This is a genomic window from Allobosea sp. (assembly GCF_017308015.1).
Lineage (GTDB): Bacteria > Pseudomonadota > Alphaproteobacteria > Rhizobiales > Beijerinckiaceae > Allobosea.
Genome location: NZ_JAFKFW010000023.1, coordinates 40,384 through 61,328, shown reverse-complemented (window position 1 = coordinate 61,328; position 20,945 = coordinate 40,384). Strand labels below are relative to the sequence as shown.

The 20,945-nt window shown below is 61.6% G+C and carries 25 protein-coding genes; 11 read left to right on the top strand and 14 right to left on the bottom strand.

Annotated elements, in window-relative coordinates; all coding sequences use genetic code 11:
• Positions 1–932: 932 nt before the first annotated feature.
• From J0I42_RS18240 to J0I42_RS18210, 7 genes are all read right to left on the bottom strand, one after another.
• A complete protein-coding gene (locus J0I42_RS18240; RefSeq protein ID WP_291656843.1) occupies positions 933–1,373 on the bottom strand; it encodes a hypothetical protein in 441 nt (146 codons plus the stop codon).
• A 523-nt stretch (positions 1,374–1,896) separates the two neighbouring features.
• The gene (locus tag J0I42_RS18235) at positions 1,897–2,307 is read right to left on the bottom strand and encodes a hypothetical protein (RefSeq protein ID WP_291656839.1); all 411 of its coding nucleotides are present in this window, start codon (positions 2,305–2,307) and stop codon (positions 1,897–1,899) included.
• Positions 2,304–2,480: a hypothetical protein gene (locus tag J0I42_RS18230; protein ID WP_291656837.1), complete on the bottom strand. Its 177-nt coding sequence runs from the start codon at positions 2,478–2,480 to the stop codon at positions 2,304–2,306. Before J0I42_RS18230 ends, J0I42_RS18235 begins: the two co-directional genes overlap by 4 nt.
• Positions 2,477–2,851 (bottom strand): hypothetical protein, encoded by a 375-nt coding sequence (locus J0I42_RS18225; protein ID WP_291656835.1) that lies wholly within the window; start codon positions 2,849–2,851, stop codon positions 2,477–2,479. Before J0I42_RS18225 ends, J0I42_RS18230 begins: the two co-directional genes overlap by 4 nt.
• A gap of 34 nt (positions 2,852–2,885) precedes the next feature.
• Positions 2,886–3,668: a hypothetical protein gene (locus tag J0I42_RS18220; protein WP_291656833.1), complete on the bottom strand. Its 783-nt coding sequence runs from the start codon at positions 3,666–3,668 to the stop codon at positions 2,886–2,888.
• A gap of 37 nt (positions 3,669–3,705) precedes the next feature.
• Positions 3,706–3,921 (bottom strand): helix-turn-helix transcriptional regulator, encoded by a 216-nt coding sequence (locus tag J0I42_RS18215; RefSeq protein WP_291656831.1) that lies wholly within the window; start codon positions 3,919–3,921, stop codon positions 3,706–3,708.
• Positions 3,922–4,000: 79 nt separating this feature from the next.
• The gene (locus tag J0I42_RS18210; RefSeq protein WP_291656830.1) at positions 4,001–4,267 is read right to left on the bottom strand and encodes a hypothetical protein; all 267 of its coding nucleotides are present in this window, start codon (positions 4,265–4,267) and stop codon (positions 4,001–4,003) included.
• 127 nt (positions 4,268–4,394) lie between these two features.
• On the opposite strand from J0I42_RS18210, the gene J0I42_RS18205 reads away from it, so the two are divergent.
• The 10 genes from J0I42_RS18205 to J0I42_RS18160 all read left to right on the top strand — a co-directional run bounded on the left by J0I42_RS18205 (position 4,395) and on the right by J0I42_RS18160 (position 13,148).
• Positions 4,395–4,631, top strand: a complete 237-nt coding sequence (locus J0I42_RS18205) for a helix-turn-helix domain-containing protein (protein WP_366509845.1) — start codon at positions 4,395–4,397, stop codon at positions 4,629–4,631.
• A 439-nt stretch (positions 4,632–5,070) separates the two neighbouring features.
• Positions 5,071–5,247, top strand: a complete 177-nt coding sequence (locus J0I42_RS18200) for a hypothetical protein (protein ID WP_291656828.1) — start codon at positions 5,071–5,073, stop codon at positions 5,245–5,247.
• Positions 5,244–5,522, top strand: coding sequence for a hypothetical protein (locus tag J0I42_RS18195; protein WP_291656826.1), 279 nt, complete (start codon positions 5,244–5,246; stop codon positions 5,520–5,522). Before J0I42_RS18200 ends, J0I42_RS18195 begins: the two co-directional genes overlap by 4 nt.
• Positions 5,523–5,557: 35 nt before the next feature.
• Positions 5,558–7,975 carry a hypothetical protein gene (locus J0I42_RS18190; protein ID WP_291656824.1) on the top strand — a complete coding sequence of 806 codons (2,418 nt, stop codon included), beginning with the start codon at positions 5,558–5,560 and terminating at the stop codon, positions 7,973–7,975.
• Positions 7,975–10,845, top strand: a complete 2,871-nt coding sequence (locus tag J0I42_RS18185) for a hypothetical protein (protein WP_291656822.1) — start codon at positions 7,975–7,977, stop codon at positions 10,843–10,845. Before J0I42_RS18190 ends, J0I42_RS18185 begins: the two co-directional genes overlap by 1 nt.
• A 416-nt stretch (positions 10,846–11,261) precedes the next feature.
• Positions 11,262–11,702: a DUF5681 domain-containing protein gene (locus J0I42_RS18180; protein ID WP_291656820.1), complete on the top strand. Its 441-nt coding sequence runs from the start codon at positions 11,262–11,264 to the stop codon at positions 11,700–11,702.
• Between the two features lie 175 nt (positions 11,703–11,877).
• Positions 11,878–12,114 carry a hypothetical protein gene (locus J0I42_RS18175; RefSeq protein WP_291656818.1) on the top strand — a complete coding sequence of 79 codons (237 nt, stop codon included), beginning with the start codon at positions 11,878–11,880 and terminating at the stop codon, positions 12,112–12,114.
• Between the two features lie 433 nt (positions 12,115–12,547).
• Positions 12,548–12,748 carry a hypothetical protein gene (locus J0I42_RS18170; protein WP_291656816.1) on the top strand — a complete coding sequence of 67 codons (201 nt, stop codon included), beginning with the start codon at positions 12,548–12,550 and terminating at the stop codon, positions 12,746–12,748.
• Positions 12,745–12,978: a hypothetical protein gene (locus tag J0I42_RS18165; protein WP_291656813.1), complete on the top strand. Its 234-nt coding sequence runs from the start codon at positions 12,745–12,747 to the stop codon at positions 12,976–12,978. Before J0I42_RS18170 ends, J0I42_RS18165 begins: the two co-directional genes overlap by 4 nt.
• On the top strand, positions 12,975–13,148 hold the full coding sequence (locus tag J0I42_RS18160) for a hypothetical protein (protein ID WP_291656811.1): 174 nt from the start codon (positions 12,975–12,977) through the stop codon (positions 13,146–13,148). Before J0I42_RS18165 ends, J0I42_RS18160 begins: the two co-directional genes overlap by 4 nt.
• Before the next feature lie 391 nt (positions 13,149–13,539).
• On the opposite strand, the gene J0I42_RS18155 is transcribed toward J0I42_RS18160, so the two are convergent.
• From J0I42_RS18155 to J0I42_RS18140, 4 genes are all read right to left on the bottom strand, one after another.
• Positions 13,540–14,046 (bottom strand): thermonuclease family protein, encoded by a 507-nt coding sequence (locus J0I42_RS18155; protein ID WP_291656809.1) that lies wholly within the window; start codon positions 14,044–14,046, stop codon positions 13,540–13,542.
• A gap of 209 nt (positions 14,047–14,255) precedes the next feature.
• Entirely contained in the window at positions 14,256–15,296 is a 1,041-nt protein-coding gene (locus J0I42_RS18150) for a serine/threonine-protein kinase (protein WP_291656807.1), read from the bottom strand.
• The gene (locus J0I42_RS18145) at positions 15,289–15,708 is read right to left on the bottom strand and encodes a hypothetical protein (RefSeq protein WP_291656805.1); all 420 of its coding nucleotides are present in this window, start codon (positions 15,706–15,708) and stop codon (positions 15,289–15,291) included. Before J0I42_RS18145 ends, J0I42_RS18150 begins: the two co-directional genes overlap by 8 nt.
• 586 nt (positions 15,709–16,294) lie before the next feature.
• Complete coding sequence (locus J0I42_RS18140) at positions 16,295–16,513, bottom strand: hypothetical protein (protein WP_291656804.1); 219 nt, start codon at positions 16,511–16,513, stop codon at positions 16,295–16,297.
• A gap of 101 nt (positions 16,514–16,614) precedes the next feature.
• Here J0I42_RS18140 and J0I42_RS18135 point away from each other — a divergent pair, with 101 nt between their 5' ends.
• A complete protein-coding gene (locus J0I42_RS18135) occupies positions 16,615–17,742 on the top strand; it encodes a hypothetical protein (RefSeq protein ID WP_291656803.1) in 1,128 nt (375 codons plus the stop codon).
• A 136-nt stretch (positions 17,743–17,878) separates the two neighbouring features.
• Here the strand turns inward: J0I42_RS18135 and J0I42_RS18130 are convergent, their stop codons facing one another.
• Genes J0I42_RS18130 through J0I42_RS18120 form a run of 3 tightly spaced genes read right to left on the bottom strand, consistent with a single transcriptional unit; the run spans position 17,879 to position 20,945 of the window.
• Positions 17,879–18,949 (bottom strand): winged helix-turn-helix domain-containing protein, encoded by a 1,071-nt coding sequence (locus J0I42_RS18130; protein ID WP_291656802.1) that lies wholly within the window; start codon positions 18,947–18,949, stop codon positions 17,879–17,881.
• Positions 18,946–19,155, bottom strand: a complete 210-nt coding sequence (locus tag J0I42_RS18125; RefSeq protein ID WP_291656801.1) for a hypothetical protein — start codon at positions 19,153–19,155, stop codon at positions 18,946–18,948. The genes J0I42_RS18130 and J0I42_RS18125 overlap by 4 nt, the downstream gene beginning before the upstream one ends.
• A gap of 8 nt (positions 19,156–19,163) precedes the next feature.
• The gene (locus J0I42_RS18120; RefSeq protein WP_291656800.1) at positions 19,164–20,945 is read right to left on the bottom strand and encodes an AAA family ATPase; all 1,782 of its coding nucleotides are present in this window, start codon (positions 20,943–20,945) and stop codon (positions 19,164–19,166) included.

Genomic DNA, 20,945 nt, shown 5'->3' with positions numbered 1-20,945 from the left:
CCGCATGACTTGGCCTTGCAGGCATTACGATTTGACCTTCACCGATGACGCGCTCGCGGTCATCCCCACCCTTCACGCGATATTGAGGTTCCCCATTCATGCGCGTCGGCAGCAGCCGGGTTACCGCATACGTGCCGCTGGCGCTCTGGTCGTGAAAGCCGAATGAGAGACTGACGCGGTCTCCGACTTTGAAATTATGCGACATATCTAGCTCATGTGTTCGAATGCCCTCTGGAGCCGAGAGCGAGCTTAGTCGTTTACAGGAGACTCGGCGGGGCCGATGCCGTTAATGGACGCTAGGAAACCGAAGAGGCGCTCCCGAAAGCAGGGTTGGCAAGCCTGTCCTGGCAATCTGTGCAGTGAACTCGGCAAAAGCCTCTTGTTCAGTTGCAAACTCAGCGAGCCATATGGTTCCGCCGCCATCGGCGTGAATAAGCTCAAGGGTCCACCCGTCTGACCAAGCGAGCTGATAAATCTCGACTGCGACCGTTTCGCCGTCTTGATGAAAGCTTCGGCAAAGCAAAGACCGCCTTGTCCCGTTGACGTCAAACTGCATGAGTCTGCTTCTCTCGAGGGTTGGGTTGTAAGGGCCGATTTGTGCAGGACGGATCACGCTGCCCTGTCGAGAGCGGGCAACAGCCGCCCGACGACGGACATATATCTGTCTGTCCAGTTAGTGACCGCGAGTTCGACAGCCCGTCCCTCGTCGCAATGCAAGAGAACCTTGAAGGAGAATTCGCTGGGGTCCGTATGCGCGGTTTCGACTATTAGATACCCAACCCAGTGATGGTCTTCATGGGCACCGAACTGATAGTGGACCGGAAGCACTCGGCCGCTTCGGAGTGTGATTGAGCCAATTCCGTTGAGCATTGGATGCCTCGTTATTGGAGTAGGGCCTCAGGCAATCTTCATTCAGACCGCCGTGAGGTGGTTTATTGGATTGCTGCCATCGGTCGTTTATTGGTTCCAAACCGCGCTTTAGTTCGCCGACCGAGCCAGTCCAAAATGCTGACAAATCTGACGTGGCGCTCGGAGTGACTGATCACATGCGCAGCGAACACAGGTTGTTCGCCCAAGGAAAGTTTGATGGGTGTAAGAAAAGCCTTCGCATCGATTGAGCGGATATTGCCGATAAGGATGCCCCGGCAGCCATCAGCTGCTTGCGATTGCAGGATGCAATAACCCACGGGAAGGTCCGTACCGTCACGCAGGATCAACCTGCCGTGGCCGGGTTCCATGATGTTCTCGATTATGATTGCCGGCCGAATGCTCGGGCGGGAGGAAGCGCGCAAAGGCAGCGCTGTTTCCATAAGGCGCCCGTTTTGATCAGATAGCAAGCGGCTGTAGATGGCGCCGTGGGGCATATGCAGCACAGGCTGAGCTGCTCGGCTTTATCCTAGGACTTCCTCGACGATCCGGCGAAGCTCTTCGCGCGAAAGGCCAGATGGCTCGGGCATCCAATCTGCGAGAGCGCCTGCATGGTTCGAGGTTGACCGCTGATTGGCGATGGAAATGCCCCGCGCGGACTTTGCCCGGGTGGGCTGACGGTGGGCGGGGAGTTTAGATTGAGGTTGCTGTTGCATTTAGTTCCGATTGCGGGGGCTTTGCCCCAGGAGACAAAGAAAATCACCGATCGACAAACAATCGGCGCGACGCCGCTTGAGACGCGGCGATCCAACTATGAACACTCGGGAAAGCTCAGGGCTCGCGGGGAGCGGGGAGCAGGCCGGACACTCAGGTCGACCAGCGTCCATTAGGCGAGCAGTGTGGCGACATCAAGTTTAATCTCAATCGCGAGCCGACGGCCTGCTCGCGATTGAATGCGAGTGGCCAGCATGTGTGGCTGCCCGATGCTGGCTTCCACATCGCGGAGCGCGTTGGTGATTTCGCAAAGCTTCAGGAAATCGACCTCGCGGAGAACCCGCCGCAGTGGGGAAAGCCTTGCTCGGCAGCGCCATCGGCATCCGCCATGCCGTTGTCGTCTGGACTTCCCTCGTCCTCGCACTGCGCTCCCTCGTCCTCGCAGGCGGCTTCCTGATCGGCTCCGTCTTCAAGGTCGGGGTCTCCGTCCAGCGCGTCGGCCACCCCGATTAGCGATTCCACGATGGCCCCCAGCCGGCGGCGCATGCTGTCGATCGACAGGGCGTGGTCGGTGAGGCGCTGGGCGACATCGAGCAGAATGGCGCGGACCTCCTGACGCTCGGCTTCGGACAGGGCGATGCCGTCTCCGAATGGGCCGTCATCATGGTCCAGTACGCCGAGCAGGCCGAACAGCTCGGCGGTCGGCCGCAGATCGATCAGGCTCATCGGCGCGGCTCCAGCGGAATGACCCGCCGCCCAACGACCAATTCGCCGTCGACAAAAACAACCGGCAGATGGCCATAAAACGAGAACGTGGGGAGGCTGACGGGCTTGACGCCGTAGGTGCGGCGGATGGGCTTGCCTTTGCTTCGGTGGTGGTTGATGCGGATCGGGCTCATGACTGGCTCTCCCGGTCGAGATAGCGCAGGCACGCATCCATCACAGGCCGAACGGCGCCGGAGTCCGGGTCATCCCGAGCAAATCGGATGGCGGCAGCTACTCCGGCCAAGCTCGTCGGCTCGGGCGGGCTCTGCATTCGGTCTCGTGCAGGTCCGTATGTTGCGGCTAGCAGCTCGCCCCAGTCCTCTTCGTCGGCGCGCGCGTTGAAGATGGCGGACTGGTGGAAATATTCGGCAATGACAGTCGCCAAAGGATCGGACTGGGGCACGTAGGGTGCCGCCTTGCAGATGGCTGCGGCGGCGGGCGAGAGGAAGCAGCCCGGCAAGGTGGCCGATGCGAGGGCTGTTTTCAAAAGACTGCGGCGTTCCATGGATTGATCTCCGGTGGTGATGCAGGGCGGCGCGCTACGCGGCGTTCGACGCGATGCGCAGGATTGAGGCGGCCAAGCGCTCGCCCCAGGCAGGGAGGTCTTTGAGCGCCTTGAGCGAGAAATCGCCGCTGCGCTGGAGAGGCGGGACCGCGCTGAAAGCCTCCAGCGCCTCAGACTGCACAATGACCCCGGCCATGGTGTTCGGCTCGATCTCCATGACGCTGGCGACGTGGCTGACGAAGGTTAGGCGAGCGTCGCGTTCTTTCGCCCTTGCCGCCATGATGCCGGAGGCTTCCCGGACGCGGTCCCGCTCAGCGCAATACATTTCGGACAGGGCTGCGTTGGCCTCCATCTCCTGGGCGCGCTTCTCCATCCACGTCGCATTCTTGGCGATGAAACCCGCGCTGGTGCCTTTCCTGAACTGGCGGGGAATGCGGTAATCCGCAGCCCGTTGCCTGAGCTGGTCCGCGGTGTGGTACTTCACGAACTCGTCCGGCCACAGGCCTTCGAGGTCGTAGGCGACTTCCGCGTTCTCTATGCGGGTGCGGATTTGCTCCGGGACCGAAGGCCATTTCGGACCCCATTCCGCGACGATGGCTGCCCGCGCCGCCTCGGCCTCGCGGTAGGCAGTCGCCAAGGCGCTTGTCTCAGCCCCCAAATGAAGCAGGTCCGCGTTTTCGACCGGCGCGCTGGCAGCAACAGCAACTGGGGCAGCGGCGGCAGTGGAGGCCGCAGCGAGCCCGAGGAGCATGCGGCGACGGTCGAAGATGGCAGCAGGCAAGCCGGTGGCGGCTGCCCGAACGGTTGCGTTGAGCATTGGAATCTCCAGCAATGTGAAGGCGTGGCGGGCTAATTCAGATTGGGCGGTTGGGTCGCGGGTTGTTTGCTTGGCGCTCAGCAGACCGTGCATCTATCCAATCGTCCACCTCGCGCTCGAGCCAGCGCACGCAGCGTTCGGCAAGCTTGATCGGCTTTGGGAAGCGCCCTTCCCTCATCTCGGCATAGATCCAGGATTTGCCGACCGAAGTTTTGTGGCTGACCTCTTTCAGGTTGATGAGACGAGTGGTCATCGGAAACCTCCTTCTGTTATCGGCGGCGAAGGTTGCGCAGCTTCCTGACGAGCGGCCCAAGCGATTTGATCGCGGCTCATCAGCCCGTCCCCCGAAGGCACGCGACTTCGGCAGCCGCATCGTCCGCCACCTGCTCCCGGAGTTCGGCTTCGAGTCTGACGAGGGTGCTGTCCTGCCCGGCCGGTGAGAGCTTCGCGAACAGCTCGACCATGAGCGTAAGCCGCTGCCGCCGATCGGCAAGGGTGCGGCACATACGGAAGGCAAACCGGCCCTCACGATGAACCCAGGCCATCACAGCGGCCTTGTGGAAAACGGGACGGTCGTTGATGAGGGTCGCGAGATTCATTAACCTTCGCCTCAAATTGTCTGCATTCCGTAAGTGGTGATGTTTTTCACTTGCTTCGTGATGTGCTAGACATAACGGACGATGGTTAATTCGTCAAGCGACAAACATAAGGAATTATGTTTTAGACATGAAAACGGCTGCAATGGTAAAGGCTGGGCGTGAGCTTGCGGGCTGGTCGCAGGCGGAATTGGCGAGCCGATCGGGGCTTTCGCTGCCGACAATCCAGAGGATGGAGAATCCGCAGTTCGGGCCGCTCCGCAGCTCGGGCGCGAACCTCGAAAAGCTGAGAGAGGCCTTTGCCGCTGGCGGAATCTCTTTCACGTCCTCTGACGGCAAGGACTGTGTCTGTATCGATCGGCCTTAAAGATGAGGACGGGATGGACGGGGATTTGTTCGATATGACGATGCCTGCCGCACAGGCCGCAACGGAGGTTGCCGGCTTCGATTACTCGGCCATTCCGAATGATGTTGCGGAAGAGGCCCGCCGCGTTGCGCGACGGATAGCAGCATCAGCCCGGCGTCAAATTGGTCACGTCCGAATGAATGCGGGGCCGTGGGAAGGCCTCTCATCATCGCCACAAGTTGCTGTTGGATCAGCACTTTCTCCCATCAGACTGGAAGGAGAGCCATCAGAAAGGCCATCGAGACGGCCTCGCTGGTCCAAAAAGTTCGCTCGGCCCCTCTCTCTCGCGAGCGCCTGCGAAGGCCGGCGGATGGCAGCGAAGGCGAGCGAATAAGTATTTGATTTCGTTGAATAAAGACCGGTTTAGAGGCATATTGAGCGCCAGCAATGGAGGCTCATCATGCATCCACGTCCCAAGCGTTCGGCGTATGTCGGCATTCTCGTAGAACCCGAGCTTCGGGCTGCTGTTGAGGAAGAAGCCGCCCGCCGTGACACGACCATCTCCACGACCATCCGCGCTCTGATCCGTGCTCAGCTCGCCGCGCTCAAGTCCGGCCAGATGCAGGCTGCGTCATGAGCGAGAACGTCCATGAGCTTTTTCCCCAGGCTGAAGCCTCCTCATCGGAGCAGCCCGCGCCAATCCTCCCAATTGAGCAGCACGCGATTGGTGCAGCTCTAGCTGCGGAGAAGCTTCGGCAGATGACCGAGCAAATGCTGGTTCTCCTGCAGTATGCGCCACGCGACGCCGCGACCTTCGAACGGGTCCACGGCGACATTCTCGGCGCATGGAGCGACCTTTCTGACCATTACACGAACTACCGCCACGTCCTCGAATGCAAGGGGCAAGCCTAATGCCTTTCACCCCGACCCCCCTTCGCATCCCGAACATGAAGACCAACTACAGCGCGGAGAACACTGCGTCCGCAAAGCTGGGCGACGCCCTTGGCGCATTGCCTACGCAGTTCAAGGAGGCCCGGCAGCAGCAGGCCTTGGGCGAGCTGGGGCGCGGTGTCGCGAATGGCACGGTCGATCCCAAGCAGGCCGCCGGCAAGTTCTTCGAACTCGGCAAGCCCGATGTGGCTATGGAGTTCCTGAAGCTGGACGAGTCCCGGACCCAAAAGAGGCTCGGCGCCGAGGCAACGAAAAACCTGGGCGCGGCGTTCGGGGAGTATTTCGGCGGCCAGCCTAACGTGGGGTTGGGAACCGCTCCTTCCTCGACCGGCTCGACCTCCAGCGCGCTCTCGCCCTCGCTCATCGGCAACGAGAGCGGCGGCAACTGGCAGGCCCAGAACAACGAGGTAGGAGCCGGTGGAGCTCGCGGCCATTTCGGACGTGGTCAGTTCGGCGTTGCCCGTATTCAGGAAGCCGCGAACGCTGGTGCAATCCCGCAGGGGACCACTCCGCAGCAGTTCATGAACTCGCCCGAGCTTCAACAGCGGGCCGAGGCTTGGCACGTCAACGATATCAGGTCGAACATCAAGGCCAACGGTTTTGACCAGCTTATCGGCCAGCGCATCCGAGGTGTCCCGATCACGGAGGAAGGCCTGATCGCTGTTGCCCATCTCGGCGGCGTCAACGGCATGAAGAAATTCGTTGAGACACAGGGCGGGTATAATCCGACCGACGCCAACGGAACGAGCCTGTTCGATTATTTCAGCCGTCACGGCGGGACGCGTTCTGCGGAAGCTGATCTCCCGGCGCAGGGCGGCACTACTGCTTCGATGGAAACCGGGCAAGATGGCTTTGCTATCCCGCCCAGCGGTAGCACGATGTCTGGACGCGCGTTCGCGCAGATCACGAATGGAATGGATGCGCCGCCGCTCAGCCCGGCCTTTCAGAGCGAGGGGTTGGGCCAGCCGTGGATGGGCTCGGCCCTTTGGCAAGTGCAGCCTAGCGTCCAGCGCTCGGTAGGAGCCGCGCCGCAGGGTCGCACGGCTCAGGTTATGCCGCCGCCTCGGCCCTATGACCTGAATGAAGCCGATCTTCCGGCGCGCGGCGCTGTTCCTGCCATCGGTCAACTGCCTTCTCCCGCCGTGGCTCGATATGCTGATGTCGATCCGAACAGCCCGGATGCAGGCGTGCGGGTCGGGCAGCTTGCGAGCGAGGAGGCTCGGCGCGGTCTACCTTCTGGCGCCGGGGTGATGAATTTCCTCGACAACTTCCGAGGTCAGCGCCAGCAGCAGCCCGGCGGATTGGCCGTTCCGGCGCCATCGGGTGGTGATTGGTCTTCGGCTCCCGCCGCTGCCGGCTCTGCTGCGACTGCTGCCGCAGCAGAGCCCACCGGCCCGGTTCTCGTCAAGGACATGCCGAAACCGACCACCAAGGAGGAGGCTAGGGAGTATGCCGCTACGGCAGCAGCCGAAAGAACCAAGGGCGACCTCGGCAAGATCTACTCGCTGCTTGCAGCCCCGACCCTTCCGGCGAACGCTCGCGAGGTCGGGCAGATGATGCTCCGCGAGACGTTGGAGCAGCGCAAGATGCCTGAGCCCGTCAAGGAATTCATGTACGCTCGCGGCATGGGATGGACCACGGCCACGAACCCGGCCGAGTACGCCGCCGAAAAGGAAAAGGCGAAGAAGAGCACGGCCGAGGACGAGACGGCGGGTCGCCAGCGCGCCGCTGCTCGCGCCGGCCTCAAGACCGGCGACCCCGGCTATCAGGGCTTCATCCTCACCGGCAAAATGCCGCGCGAGGACATGGGGCCGCTAACCGCGACCGACAAGAAAGCCATCCTTGAGGCCGATGAGGCGGTGCAGTCTGCGCAGACTGCTATTCAGGCGCTGCGCGATGCCAAGAAGCTTTCGCCGCAGGCGCTGAGCGGTTGGGGGGCAGGCCAGAAGGCAGCTCTCGCAAACAACCTCCCGGATTGGATGGTGCCCGACAGGTTCGTCGCCAGTCCGCAGCAGGGCGAGGCAACGGCCAACCTCGACAACCTCGTCACGTCGCAAGCACTCGCTCAGCTCAAAAGCATCTTCGGCGCCGCGCCCACTGAAGGCGAGCGCAAAATCCTGCTCGATATTCAAGGCAGCGTTAGCCAGCCCGAGAACGTCCGCCAGCAGATTTACGACCGCGCTATCCAGATGGCGGAACGCCGTCTGGCCTTCAACCAGCAGCGCGCTTCAGAGCTTCGCGGTGGCGACTTCTACAAGAGCCCGGAGAAGCGGGGCCAGGGCGGCGGCCAGCCTTCGCCGCAGCAGCAGCCGCAACAGGGTTCGGCCCCGATGCAGGGCGCGAAGCAGGCGCCGGATGGCAACTGGTACGTCGCTGATCCGAACCGACCGGGCAAATTCTTGAGGGTGAACTGATGGCACAGCCGCGCCTTACGCCCGTCGATTTCGATCCCTTCGCTAGCGCTCCGCCCCCTTCCGTCGATAGCGGATCGGGGCCGCTGGTCGTCAATGTCCGTCCTAATCAGCGGAGTGCGCCCGAGCTGACATTCACGCCCGTCGATCATGATCCATTCGCGGCGGGCGCGGGCAGCGGAAGTGCGCCTCAGCGCTTCGCCACTCGCGCCCAGCGTGAGGCTGACGACATTCAGGCGCGTGACGGCGAATATCTGGCCGATGCCGTTCGCACGCGCCTCCAGCAGGACAAGGCCAGCCCGCTCGGCCGAGTGGACGCCTATATGCGTGGCGTCGCCTCTTGGGTTCCTGGCATGGACAAGCTCGCGGCGGCCGGCGATGCAGCCTTCGGCGCTGGCAGGGGCGAGAACTTCAGCGAACGCTATGCGGACAATCTCGCTCGCGAACGAGCGATGGATGCGGCAGATGCCGCGCTAAATCCGGGTTCCCGGTTCATTGGACAGGTTGGGGGATTCGGCGCCACTGCGGCGCTGCTCCCTGGCGTCAACGCCGTGAAGGAAGGTGTCCGGGGTGCGACCGCAATCAACGCCGCAGCGACCGGCGGTGCCTATGGCGCCCTTACTGGCGCGATCGAGAATGACGGTGGCATTGCTGACAAGGCCCTTGCAGCCGCGCAGGGTGGCACAGGCGGCGCGCTTGTTGGTGGTGCCTTGGGCGCTGCCCTTGGTGGCGTCGCAAGCCGTCTCGGACGCAACCCGGCTCAAGCACTTCCGGGTGCCCAAGCTGCGGACGAGCTTGGGATTCCTCTGACGCGGGGCCAGCGCACGGCAGACCCGGCGATGATGGGTCGCGAGAACGCGATGGCGGGCGGCGCCTATGGCGATCGAGCGCAGCGGGTCGCGCAGGAAGCCATTGAAGCCCAGCGCGGTAAGGTGCTGGAGGCTCGCGACCAGATCGGCGCAACGGCGGGGCGCGGGCAAGTGGATATCGCTCGGCCGGGCGATGCTGGCGGCATCGTGGGGGAGGCCGTCGACAGCTTTGCGAGCCGCGCGCGGTCGACGTGGGAGGCCAAGCAAAACAGCCTCACCAATACCGTGAACGAAGCTTCCGACCGGATGGCGGGACGCTTCAATCCGATGGACGTTTCGCCGGTCGATGCCGGCGGCTTCGTCGCGGAGGCCACGCGCTCCGCCGCTGCGCGCGGCAAGCTCAAATACAATGAGGCTTATCGCGACGCCTTTTCCAAGCAAGGCGAGATTGCGCCGGAGTTCTTCACCGGCATGGCAAAGCCCGGACAGAACGGCCTCACGGTGCTTGGCTCGCCTGCGAACGAGTTTGCGGCGCCGATTTCGAAGCGCATTCAGGAAGGGCTTCTCAATCGGGCTGAACCGATCATCCCCGATCGAGCAACAACGCCCATTGCGGCGAAGACGCTGAACGAGCTGGACCGAATTGCCAGCCTCAACCTTGGGCGCATCGGCAACCCCGCTCCTGGGCAGGAGATTGCCGGCGTCAATCTGCGAGGCATTGAGCAAGCCCGGAAAATCCTCATCGCGGGGTACAAGGACGCCAAGGCCAATGCCGCCGATGCGCGAGCAATGCGCGGCATCATCGAAGGCTTTGACGACCAGCTAGAGCGCGGCTTCGCAAGCTCCCTGTTCTCTGGCGACGAAACCGCGCTGGCCGCGATCAAGCAGGCTCGCGGCGCCTATTCGAATTGGATGCGAGCTTTCCGCCCGAATGGTGCAGGTGATGACGCGGGCCGGGCTGTGCAGCGGATCATCGAGCGCGGCGCCACGGATGAGGAGGTGGCGAATTTCCTCGTAGGCTCGGCCCGCGTCGGAGATACCGGATTGAGCTCTCGGCTCGTTGATCGGCTCGCCAGCGTGCTCGGGAAGGATTCGCCCGAGTTCACGGCTATTCGGGGCGCGACGTGGCAAAAGCTGACTGGCGGCTTTGACGCCGCTGATCCGAAGGGCGCGGGCAAGGTGGCGGAACGGGTTGCGGAGTTCACTGGCGAGCGCGGGCGAACGTTCGCCGGGAAGCTCTTCAGCAGCGAAGAGCTTGGCGCCATGCAGCGTTATTCAAACGCGCTGCGCATGTTCGCGGCCCGAGCGAAGGCCCAGCCCGACAACCCGGCGGCCCAGGCTCCCGTCAAGCTCCTCATGGATATCTCGGAGCGTCGCTTGTCGCCCGAGGACATGGCGTCCTCCATCTTCGGCTTCGGCAACAAGGCATCGAGCAGCAATATCAAACTGGTCGATGCCATCGGGGACTTGATCGGAAAGGACGGCCCGGAATGGGCTGCCGTCCGTCAAGGAGTCTGGCAGCGCATCGCCAACGTGCCGGAAGGGTCGATCGAGATGGGCGCTCAGAAGATGAGCCAGCGCATCTACAATTTCGTCTCGGGCGAGGGGAAGACCTTGGCGGAACGTCTCTTCTCTCCCGAGGAACTGGGCCAGATGCGAAAGCTCGCCACGGCCCTTCGGCAGACTATCCCGCCACAGGGCTCCACCAACGTCTCAAACTCGGGCAATCGCAACGCGGGTCAGATGCGCGAAATGGCGCGTCGTGCGGTGGAAGCCATCATGACGACGATCGGCGCAACCCTCGGCGGTTGGGGCGGCGCCACATTGGGCCTTGCCGGCGGGAAGGGCGTCGGCGCCATCGCCAATATGCAGGCGGGGCGGCAGGCTCGCGGACTCTACTATGCCGGCCCACCGACGCCGATTGCGCCTCGCTTGGCCGAGCGCCTTGGGACTGCTGGCGATTACGCTCCCCAGGCTACAGGGCTGTCACTGCCATCTCAGATATCGGGCAGGGGGAGCGCGCCGGGTTACCTGCCAGCCGCAGCCGATCAAGACCAGCGCTAGGGTGATAGGATGCGGCCCGCACGCAATCAGCAGCCCGAGCAGCAGGGAAACCCCCAGGCGCCTCATCTACGCGGGTTCGCGGAATCCGCTGACAACCCACGCGATGGCACGGCATGTCGCGTACCAGAGGACGCCAGGGACGGCGAACAGCACAGCAAGCATGTAGCTGTCATTTGCCTCGCTGGCCGTCTTCGCCAGGAAGAAGCCGCCAAAGCAGATATACGCTGCGACCAGCAAGAGTGGGACAGCGCCAACAAGTCCAAGCCGATGAAATCCGCGCGTCATCCGGTCCACGGTGGAATGCTCCAGTTTGCCACCTCAACGTGCCCCTTCCCCCGTCCTCCTGCAAGGGGTGACGCTGTCTTAGCGTTAGCGAGCTTCGCTCTCGTCGCGTGGGTGATGCTCAGGGGGGTGGCATGAGCGAACCTGAAAATGCAGGCGGAAAGCAGGGAACTCGGTTCAAGCCGGGGCAGTCGGGGAACCCTGCCGGCAAAGCGAAAGGCACGCGCCATAAGACCACGCTCGCCATCGAGGCCCTGCTGGAGGGTGAGGCCGAAAAGCTGACGAAGAAAGCCATCAGCCTGGCCATGGCTGGCGACATCACGGCCCTACGCCTCTGCATGGATCGCATTGCCCCCGTCAGGCGCGACCGGCCTGTCACGTTTGACCTCCCGAACATCGAAACCGTCAGCGACCTCCCGAAGGCGACGCAGGCCATCATGGAAGCGGTTGCCGGGGGCGAGCTGACGCCATCAGAGGCGGCCGAGCTGGGCAAGCTGGTGGACGCACACGCCAAGGCGATCGAGGTGACGGACCTGCATCGCCGGTTGGAAGCGCTGGAGGGAGGACGCCCATGACACGGCAGCTATCCGCGCGCATCGATCGGCTGGAGCAAGCGCGGAACGCTCAGTCCAGCCGTTTCATCATGTGGTCGGATTCCGAAGACCCGAACGCGCCTCTGGAGCGCGTCGAGCTTTGCGGTCTCTCGCATGAAGAATGTCTCGATCTCCTCGACGAACCCGCGGTGATGCAATGAAAAGCACCATCCTCGCCCGCATCGTCAAATTGGAAATGATGCGCCGGCCAGGAGCAGATGAGAACGCGGAGCGTCGTGAAGTAGCGAATTGGGCGGCGGCCAATCCTGAAGAGGCAAGCCGGCTTATTGCAGAAGTGAGCGCTCGTCTGCTTGGCGACGGCAAAGACTGCCCTGTTTACGTCGTTCCGCCCAAGCCGGCCGCAGTGCATGACTTTTTCATGGAGGGGCTATGAGCAACGCAATCCTTGCTCGGATCATAAAGCTTGAGGAACGGCGCAGGCCGGTTTTCGAACATATCGCCAAAGAGGCGCGGGATGCCGCTGTGGCTGCTGATCTAGCTCGCCTCAAAGCATCTCCCGAGGCAATGGCAGCCATCCGAGCCCGCCTGCGAGGGAATGAGGATGCATGGCGTTCGGGGCAGGCAGCCATTGCGGCAGCGCTGAGGGCTGACACATGACCAGCGCTCTCGCCCGTCGTCTGAACCGGCTGGAGGCAGCATTGCGAGCGCGCGTCCCTCTGCGGTGCCTGATCCTGTGCGGGACGGCTGAAGAGAATGAGGCCGAGTGCCTGCGGGCCTTCGCTGAAGGGCGCATCACGGCGCGCGAACCAATCATCCGGGTCAACTGGCCCGCTGGCTATCGGCCGGCCATGCAGGGAGCAGCTTAAATGCGACTGAGCGAGCGATTGGCAAAGCTGGAGAAGGCGTCCGGCGTCAAGAAGCCCGGCCAGCGTGTGGAGCTGCATATCCTCGACTGCGCACCGGAGGAACGAGAGGCCCGGATTGCTGCGATTGAGGCCGCAGACACCGACGCCTTTCACATCGTCAACGTCATCATTGAACCCGCTGAAAATGGCATTGGGCTATGAGCCGGGAACTGGAGCGCCGCCTCATTAAGATGGAGGCGAAACACAAAGCCGAGCGCGGCGGCGGCAAGCGCATTGAGCGTATGACCGATGCCGAGCTGACGGCGGCCATCAGGGCGTGCAATGCCAAGCTGGAGGAAGAGCATGGCCCAGGCTGGCGCGAGTGGTTGGCTGCAAATGACCCGGAAGGGCATCGCACACTAAGCCAACTTGAGCAGGAGGGCGCACTTTGAGCCGCGAGATGGATAGGCGCATCGCTGCGCTGGAGCGCGTCAAAAATGGTCACGGCGGAGTGCGATATGTCGTTCTCGATCATCCGCCGGAAGATGACGAGCGCGAGCCTTTCGAGCTGCGGCGGCCGATGAGCGAAGAGGAGTGGGTGGCGAAACACTGCTTCGATTGACCGGGCAGCGAGGGCTTTCAGATGGCCTTTTTGATGGCCTCTTTCCGTGGCTGATCGATAATCTTGCAATTTTGCCAAGTGGTTGCCGCTCCTATTCGATACCTTAGCAAGGCATGACATCGATGGACGGCATGGAAAAGCCCGCCGCTGATGGCGACGGGCCTCTGGCTAGGCCAGGACTTTCCGTAACCGGCAATCGCCGGGAAACCGATGGCTCTCCGCTGACGCGGTCGGTACATCCGCGACTACGCGGCCAGGGAGAGCGTGCAGACGCCAAGGCGACGCCGGGCTGGCAACGAGATAGGGGCGCAATGTGTTCCTGCAAGGGCTGGTCGGTTCGCGACGCGGCGCCGTGATCCATCGGCGCAAAAATGCGCTGATCGTAGATCCTTCACCAGCGCTCCCCGCGCCGCCATTGCTCGGGGTCGATGAACGTCCCGGCATGCATCCCGACATCGGCGGCCAAAGCTTCGTCATAGGCCTTGGAGTAGCGCGCGCCACCATATCGCCAGTACGGAACTGCCCAGCCCTGCCGGATCATCTCGCGGCCGATGTCGAGCCCGGCGGCATTGGTGCAGGTGGCAACCTCGCGGCCATAGCGGTCATGGGTTTCGACCATGCAACGTACGCCCTCGCGGATCAGCTTCGCCAGCGCATCCCGAGAATCTCGCCCGCAGAGCGTCGCCTTGCCGGCGTCCGATCGGCAAACTTGGCTCAGCTCGGGGGCATCCATTGCAGACAGGCGGATGCGCTGCGAACCAATCCGAAGCGTATCGCCGTCGATCGCAACCGCTTGGCCTGGGCGGAACTCATAGGACTGCGCGCTCGATACCGCAGGGCAGAACAGGAGAACGGCTGCGCCAAAAAGGAAATTTCGAGAACTGTTCAGAGGGTCCACCGCTGCGGTCGTTATCTAACTCCGCTTGGAATGCCTACGGGGGGGCGCGCTCTTTAACTTGCGGAAGTCCAGATAGCGGCCTTTTACAACCTGAGCCGTAAAAAATGCGCTCGCCAGATCAATAGGCAATGGCGCGCTCCTCGGCGCCGGGACGGGTGCTGAGACTTCTCGCTTTTGATATTTTGTCGGGTCGTTTTTGATCTTGCTCATCAGTTTGATTTGAGAGTTCCCTCAATCTCCCGTCTCGTCATCCGAGCCTTACAAAGGTCGCGCTTTCGCCGAGCCGCGCCCCCCAGCACCGTAGTTGTAAACTCGGTAGAGCCGTCAGAGTTCACAACGAAGCGTTTCTCCGTTCCGTTTTCGTTCTTTATCCAAACCTTGTTAACAGGGTCTTCAACCGGCCGCCAGTCCAGACATTCGTCAATCGCCGCGAGGGCGTTAGCTACCGCAAGAGCCGATGGATAACGATCAAGCGGGTTCGGCTCCAGACACTTTGCCACCACCCGACGCAGCTTGACCTGAACGTGCTCGCCAAAGGCTTGCCGATCGGGAAAGGCCCCGGCAATGATTGCTGCCGCTAGCGCGGGCCGGTCTATGTTTCCGAGGGCGTCATAGAAAGGAGCAAACTGCCGATAGAACTCGTCATTTCCATTGATCATGCGATATAGCGTCAGGCCGATTTGGTAAATGTCGAACCGCAAATCATACGGCGGCCCGCCAACGGCCTCTGGGGGTGCCATCTTCAGATAGAAGCCATTAGGTTGAGCAAAGCCGAGCTGCATTTGTTTCGCTAGCCCGAAATCAGAAAGCAGAGCCTCGCTCCGCTTAGAAAGTAATACATTGTCCGGTTTTATATCGAAATGTATCAGTCCTTTAGAATGTATATTATGAACACCGCAAAGCAATTGGCATCCGAGCCTGATGACTTCCCGCACGGTTAGTCTGCTGGCCGCCATAAGCCCCTTGACCGACCCGCGAATGTAAAATGGCATGGCGATATATACGCTGTCGGCATCCTCGCAGGCGTAATGTATTTGCACCACGTTTTGATGAGCCGTCGCGTAGAGATGCTTGGCCTCGTCAAAGAATTCTGCAGGATCGATAAGATCGGCTTTTGCGATTGTCTTCATGACAATCTCGGCACCCAGTTGGGCGTCGCGAACCAGATGAGTTTTCGAATTTCTGCCGTCGGCGCCTATCTCTCGAATTTCAGCAAAATTTAGCTCCGCCCTTTTGTACGGCCTAAGCATTAACTGCTCCCCTCGCGCACAAAACAGCCTCCCGCTGTTCTTTATTCATCCGGTCCCAGTTTTCTATGCCGGGATCGCTCTCTCCATCAATCATTGGCTTGAGTGCGGCTCGGTCGATACCGAGACGCGATGCGATCGATGAGATATGACCTACATAAAAGGCTTCGAGGTCGCTACTTGCAAAAGCCTCCTTCAGTACGCCTTCTATTTCTATGCGTGGGATAGAAGGATTTTGCGCCGAAGGTTCCGTAGCGCGGATGCCTGCACGAGTGACTTTGTACTCCCTGAGTACGTCAAGCAGGTTGCTCCTAATGTATTTAAGCGCGTCGGGAGTTTCGAATGCCGCTGGTATGACTATCTGCTCGACGTTCACAACGACCTGAGCCGCGGCGTCATACACAGCAAACGTCACGGCGCTGGGCGCCGCTCTGATACCAATTGTCCGCATGATCCCCCCGAAGCACCAATTAATGCTCGCCTCATTGGTACAAAGGATCAAGGCGCAATCTGTGGCTGACGGGATTTTGGAGGGGATCTACGAAGCGCCGAGAGGTCTGCACTGCCGGCGACTGCCTCAAACCGTCGAACTTCCCCCATGAACCAGAACTTCACCTGGCAGATCTCGGCCATCCAGGATCAAGCGTGACGGACGCGCCATCGGGATAGTACACCGTGATCCCATTTTGGCCGCCGAAGAACCGCAGGCCGCCGCGGCTACGCTGTGAGCGATGCCGTCGGCGGTGCCATACTCACCCTCGGGACGGAGCCAGAAACTGAAGGCGAGCGATGCCTTGCTGTTGCACTCGATGCGCTTGACCTTCGCCAGTGCTGCCGTACCCCACATGAGGCGGAGCAGGGATCTCATTCGGGAGTGAACTGGACGTCAAAGCGCAGGTGGCGTCTTCAGAGTCGCGGGCCGCATTCGTGCTGGCTCGGCTACCACCCCAGCCGTGGCCTCATCAGGGCCAGCCAGCGCCAGCCACTGAGTCATGGCGGGGCTATCTATTCTCCGGAGTGGGCTTCCTGCGTGTAGCCGCAGCCAGAAATTCATCGGAGGATTCCAGCGCGGCCTCAACGATGGGCCGAACGAAGGCGCGCAAATCACGCCGCCACTCCTCCGACGATTGCTCCCAGGTGAACTGGCGCTTTTCACGAGCGCTCTCATGCATGGCCTTGGCTCCTGCCTCAATTGCCAGGTCGATACGCGTTTCTGCCATTGGTGTCCTCCTCTCCGGCTTCCATAGTGTCGGAAATGTCGCGATAGACGCTGGGGGCGAGCTTGCCACAGACGTGCACCCGAAGAGAGCTCTACGACCTGGTGTGGGCCGAACCGCTTTGGAAGCTGTGCGAGCGGTTCGGCATTTCAGACGTTGCCTTGAAGAAGGCATGCAAGAAATTCGATGTGCCGACGCCACCGCAGGGACATTGGAACAAGCTGCAGGCCGGGAAGAGGACCGTCAAAATAGCGCTGCCCCAAAGAGGCCTGGGAAAACCGGAAGTCCTTGTCATCGGCGACTCTCAATGGCGGCTGTGGAATGACGCGCCCGACGATTTCGTTCCCGAACTTCCAGATTTCGACGAGGACGAGACCGCCGTGCGCAACCGGGCGCACGCGCTCGTGGGAACAGTCAATATTCCGGATCGCATCACGAGAGCTCATGTCCAAATCGCGACGCTGATTTCTGAAGAACAGAAATTGGTGGAGCAGGAAAGGGCAAGTGGATTCTCCTGGCCGCGCCCGCGCTTTCAAAGTCCTCTCGACCGAAGGCGCCTGAGAATCGCAAACGGGCTCTTGCTGGCGGGGGAGAGGGCTGGTGCGAAATGGCGCCGCGGCGACAAAGACAAACTGGAATTTGAGGCCACTGTCGGTGAAACGCGGATCGGGCTCTCGGTACGCAAGGTCGCCAAACACTCTTACAAGACGATATCCGGTCGTCGCGAGCGAGAAGAGCGCGAAGAGGTCGAGGTCGTGCTCGGGCCATTTCGAGATGAGCGAGAATCGGGCGGTCGGGTCTGGTCCGACACCGAGAGCGGCAAGCTGGAAGCATCGGCCGCGGAAATCCTTACGGAGCTATTTGTTGATGCAGAACTCAGTTACCGCCAAGGGTTCGCAGACCTAAGGGACTGGCGCATCCAACGGCGGGACCTCGCGATAGAGCGAGACCGTCAAGAGCGGGAGCGCATCGAGCGCGAAACCAAGGAGCAGCAAGCGGCTCTGGAGCAAGCGCGGGTCAAACGGCTGCTCGATGACGCGGACAATCTCCGAAAGGCATCTGCTATTCGGTCCTATGTTGATCAAGCGGTGCGTGAGTGGGAAAAGCGGCCCGGTAATATCGCTCGCGAGAAACTCGATAAATGGCGAAGGTGGGCAATTTCCCAGGCTGATCGCATTGATCCCGTCGCCAACGGAAGTTTCGTCATGTTCGACGAAGACGGTCCCAAATGATGGTTCCGGGCGCGACGCACAAAAACTGCGGTATTGAGCCTAATTTTCGCGCGTCACGTTTGCGGTATTGAGCCCCTAAAACGGGGTGCAGAAAAACTGAGGTATTGAGCCTATTTTCCCGATGCTCGTTCAGTGCTCAAGTTGGACACTGGTTTGCGAGCTTCTTCCGCCAGGTGGACGCAGTCTGCGGGCTCACTCCGGTGCGCCGCCCGATCTCCCGGTCTGACAAATGCGGCGCCTCGTTCAACAGCGAGATGACGTCGCGCTGCTTATCGGCATTGGTGCGCCAATTGGTGCCCGTCGATTTGGCACAGGCTTCGTCCTGTCCATTTTGAGCGGGAGCCTCGTAGCGTCGGCGAAGCATTTCAAAGTCGCGGCGGAGGGTCATTACGAGCCCGTCTTCCTTCTCCTCGGTCGGGTCGATCCACTGTCGCTCGAACTTATGCTTTTCCCAGGCGAACCGGGCTTGTACATCGTCCCAAGATTCCGCGGGGCGATTGTGCAGGTCGCGTTCCAGCAGCTCCATCCGGGCGAATACTTCAAGGTGGTGACGATATTCGCCCTCGACAAATGCGCTTCGGTCATCATGCAGCTTGTCCCACATCAACGCCTCGGCAAGCATGCCGTGCAATTTCTGCGGCATCGGCCAGCCCTCGCGAATTGCAGCAACCGCCGCGGGGTCAGCCTTGCTGAGAAAATCCAGCTCGCCAGCGCCCCCTAAATTGCAGGTGAACGCGAACTTCTGCGTACCGCACCAGTCCATGTTGATTTTCCGCTTTGCAAACGGCGCGGCGGCGACGAACAGCGCCCGCTCGATTTCCGTCAAAGCGAAAACGGCTGACACATTCCCAAATCGCTTCAGAAGCGCACGACGCCGGTCGGCCCGACGTTCCTCGCGGGCGGTTTTCTTCTCCGCCTGGCTCGCTTTGTAGCCTGGGTGCTTCTCCTCCATCCAATCGTCCATGCCGCGGAAGATGTCGCGCCAGTCGGATGATGGTTGAGCGGCAGCGGGTTGCGCTTTGGCCTTGCTGTCCATTTTGGACGACGCCTGCTTGAGTGTCATCCCAGCGCGTGCTGCCATGGCTTCAGCCCGAGCCCGAGCCCGAGCCGCAGCGCGCTCGCCCTCAGTCGCGCCTCCGCTCATCAGGCGGTGGACCTTGGCAAACTTGTCCATGTCCAATTTGGATGCGGTTGCGGCGGCGGTCATTTGCCAGCCCTCCGCATGGCATTAGCGAGCGCCTGCGCAATCTTCGCCTCAACGAAGGGCCAGCCGTCGCGCTCCCAGAGGATGGTGCCAGACTGCTTGGCGCCCACGTGCTCGCCTCGCGTTGGCGAGCCCAGCATGCGCAGCTCGTGGCAGAGCTGCTTGGCCTGCTCATGAGCAAACGTCTCGATCTTGTCTTGCATCGTCATAGTGGACCTCACGCGGAGCGACGGTTGTTGTTGGCGGCGGACCCGGTTTCCTGGCCCTGGGTGCGATAGCTCCCTTCGACCACTTCGAAGCGACGGCTCGCGCTCATGAACCAGAACTTCACCTGCCCCGGATGACCGCAGATGGGCTGCCGCCTGATCTTCTTCGCAATGACCATGGTGCAGCGGTCTTCGAAGTCGCGGTAAACGACCAAGCCGGCATCCGCCTTGTTGCGCCAGTGAGCCGAGCCCGAGATGTCATAGAGGCCCGGCACAGGCTCTTTGCCGCCAGCCGGGTTCGATATCTTCGTCGGGTGCGCAACCATGAACACCGTCACGCCGTGGACCTTGGCGAAGCGCTTGCACTTGCTGATGAGCTGCGAGACGAACTCCGTTTCCGTCATGCCTTGAGGGCGGCCGGCCTCCAGTTCGTTGTAGGGGTCGACGATCAGGCCATTGATGCCCTTTCGCAGAACGGCAGCCTTCGCACGCTCCAGAACCCAATCGATCGACGGGGTATGCTCGCCCGAGTCGATGAACATGAAGCGCTCGTGAACCCACCGCATCGAGGTATGCAACTGCTCCTCGTCCATGCGCATCGACGGGCCATCATGGAACGGCAGTGCAGCGTGAATCTCGCATAGGTCGATGATGTGGTTTTCGCTGCCCGTCTCGGGTGAGAACACGGCCCAGCGCCATCCGTGCAGCTCCGACATGGTCGCGGCGGCCTGATCCAGCCATCGGCTCTTGCCGTGGTTGGGGATGCCGGTCACAACGACGAACTGGCCGGGCAGCACCTTGAAAGCCTGATCCATGTCCCGCCCCATCCCGAGCGAGAGAGGCTTAGGCCCTTCGCCGCGATAGGTGGCCAGCACCTCGTCCGCGAACGTGTCTGCGCCATAGAGGCCATCGATCGGCCAGGGCTCGGCATTGTCGACGCGCCCCCGCAGCACGCCCTTCCCGAACTGCATCAAGCACTCGTTAGCGTCCTTCGTCTGCGTCGTCTCATCGGCCGGGAAGGTGACGCGCCAGCATCGATCCTTGCCCAGACGGCGGGCTAGCTCCTGCGCCAGCAGTTCGCCGGGGCCGTCCATATCGGTCGCGATCAGGATACGACCGGCGGCCTCCAGTTCGGCCGCATGCGTGGCCAAAGGCTCATACCGCTTATCCGACTGCTCGGGCCGATCGGGCGCACCATTCGGCAGGCTGACCACATTGGACAGACCCGCTTCGATGAAGGCGAGCACGTCCATTTCGCCCTCAACGAAAATCAGATCCTCACCCGGCTTGATCGCATCGGCGTTGTAAAGGACGGGCTCGGGGTTCTTCTCCTGGCGAAAGTTCTTGTCGTTGTCGCGGTACTTCACATTGCGCAGCGTGCCGGCCCATTCGTAGGGGAAGGCGATGCAACTGGCCTCGGCCTCAAGCTGCGGAAACCACTGGCGGGTGCGATAGATACCCATGCGCTCGACGGCGGCAGCGGAGATGCCCCGGCCGGCGAACCAAGCCAGCAGCTTGTCGGGGCGTTCGGGGTTCTCGATACGAACAGGACGATTGAACATGCGGACCTCGCGGACGGGGTTGCGCCTGAAATCATCGCCCCCGGCGCCGCCGGTCCAACCGCAGTGATGGCACTGCCAGCGGACCCGATCGGCAAACACGGTGACGGACAGGCAAGGGTCGGTTTTCTTTTTGCGGAGATGCGAGCAGCGCGGGCAGGTCGTCTTGTGGTTGCCCTGCGCCCATGAGCGAAGCCGGATGCCTTCGGCCTTGGCGGTTTCGAGGTAATCCAT

Coding starts and splice junctions, on each gene's coding strand:
- J0I42_RS18185 (WP_291656822.1), top strand. CDS start 7,975: ATGGCACAGCCGCGCCTTACGCCCGTCGATTTCGATCCCTTCGCTAGC.
- J0I42_RS18180 (WP_291656820.1), top strand. CDS start 11,262: ATGAGCGAACCTGAAAATGCAGGCGGAAAGCAGGGAACTCGGTTCAAG.
- J0I42_RS18230 (WP_291656837.1), bottom strand. CDS start 2,480: ATGAGCCCGATCCGCATCAACCACCACCGAAGCAAAGGCAAGCCCATC.
- J0I42_RS18150 (WP_291656807.1), bottom strand. CDS start 15,296: ATGCTTAGGCCGTACAAAAGGGCGGAGCTAAATTTTGCTGAAATTCGA.
- J0I42_RS18220 (WP_291656833.1), bottom strand. CDS start 3,668: ATGCTCAACGCAACCGTTCGGGCAGCCGCCACCGGCTTGCCTGCTGCC.
- J0I42_RS18165 (WP_291656813.1), top strand. CDS start 12,745: ATGAGCCGGGAACTGGAGCGCCGCCTCATTAAGATGGAGGCGAAACAC.
- J0I42_RS18210 (WP_291656830.1), bottom strand. CDS start 4,267: ATGAATCTCGCGACCCTCATCAACGACCGTCCCGTTTTCCACAAGGCC.
- J0I42_RS18200 (WP_291656828.1), top strand. CDS start 5,071: ATGCATCCACGTCCCAAGCGTTCGGCGTATGTCGGCATTCTCGTAGAA.
- J0I42_RS18235 (WP_291656839.1), bottom strand. CDS start 2,307: ATGAGCCTGATCGATCTGCGGCCGACCGCCGAGCTGTTCGGCCTGCTC.
- J0I42_RS18225 (WP_291656835.1), bottom strand. CDS start 2,851: ATGGAACGCCGCAGTCTTTTGAAAACAGCCCTCGCATCGGCCACCTTG.
- J0I42_RS18170 (WP_291656816.1), top strand. CDS start 12,548: ATGCGACTGAGCGAGCGATTGGCAAAGCTGGAGAAGGCGTCCGGCGTC.
- J0I42_RS18130 (WP_291656802.1), bottom strand. CDS start 18,949: ATGACCGCCGCCGCAACCGCATCCAAATTGGACATGGACAAGTTTGCC.
- J0I42_RS18125 (WP_291656801.1), bottom strand. CDS start 19,155: ATGACGATGCAAGACAAGATCGAGACGTTTGCTCATGAGCAGGCCAAG.
- J0I42_RS18215 (WP_291656831.1), bottom strand. CDS start 3,921: ATGACCACTCGTCTCATCAACCTGAAAGAGGTCAGCCACAAAACTTCG.
- J0I42_RS18195 (WP_291656826.1), top strand. CDS start 5,244: ATGAGCGAGAACGTCCATGAGCTTTTTCCCCAGGCTGAAGCCTCCTCA.
- J0I42_RS18175 (WP_291656818.1), top strand. CDS start 11,878: ATGAAAAGCACCATCCTCGCCCGCATCGTCAAATTGGAAATGATGCGC.
- J0I42_RS18205 (WP_366509845.1), top strand. CDS start 4,395: ATGAAAACGGCTGCAATGGTAAAGGCTGGGCGTGAGCTTGCGGGCTGG.
- J0I42_RS18140 (WP_291656804.1), bottom strand. CDS start 16,513: ATGGCAGAAACGCGTATCGACCTGGCAATTGAGGCAGGAGCCAAGGCC.
- J0I42_RS18190 (WP_291656824.1), top strand. CDS start 5,558: ATGAAGACCAACTACAGCGCGGAGAACACTGCGTCCGCAAAGCTGGGC.
- J0I42_RS18120 (WP_291656800.1), bottom strand. CDS start 20,945: ATGGATTACCTCGAAACCGCCAAGGCCGAAGGCATCCGGCTTCGCTCA.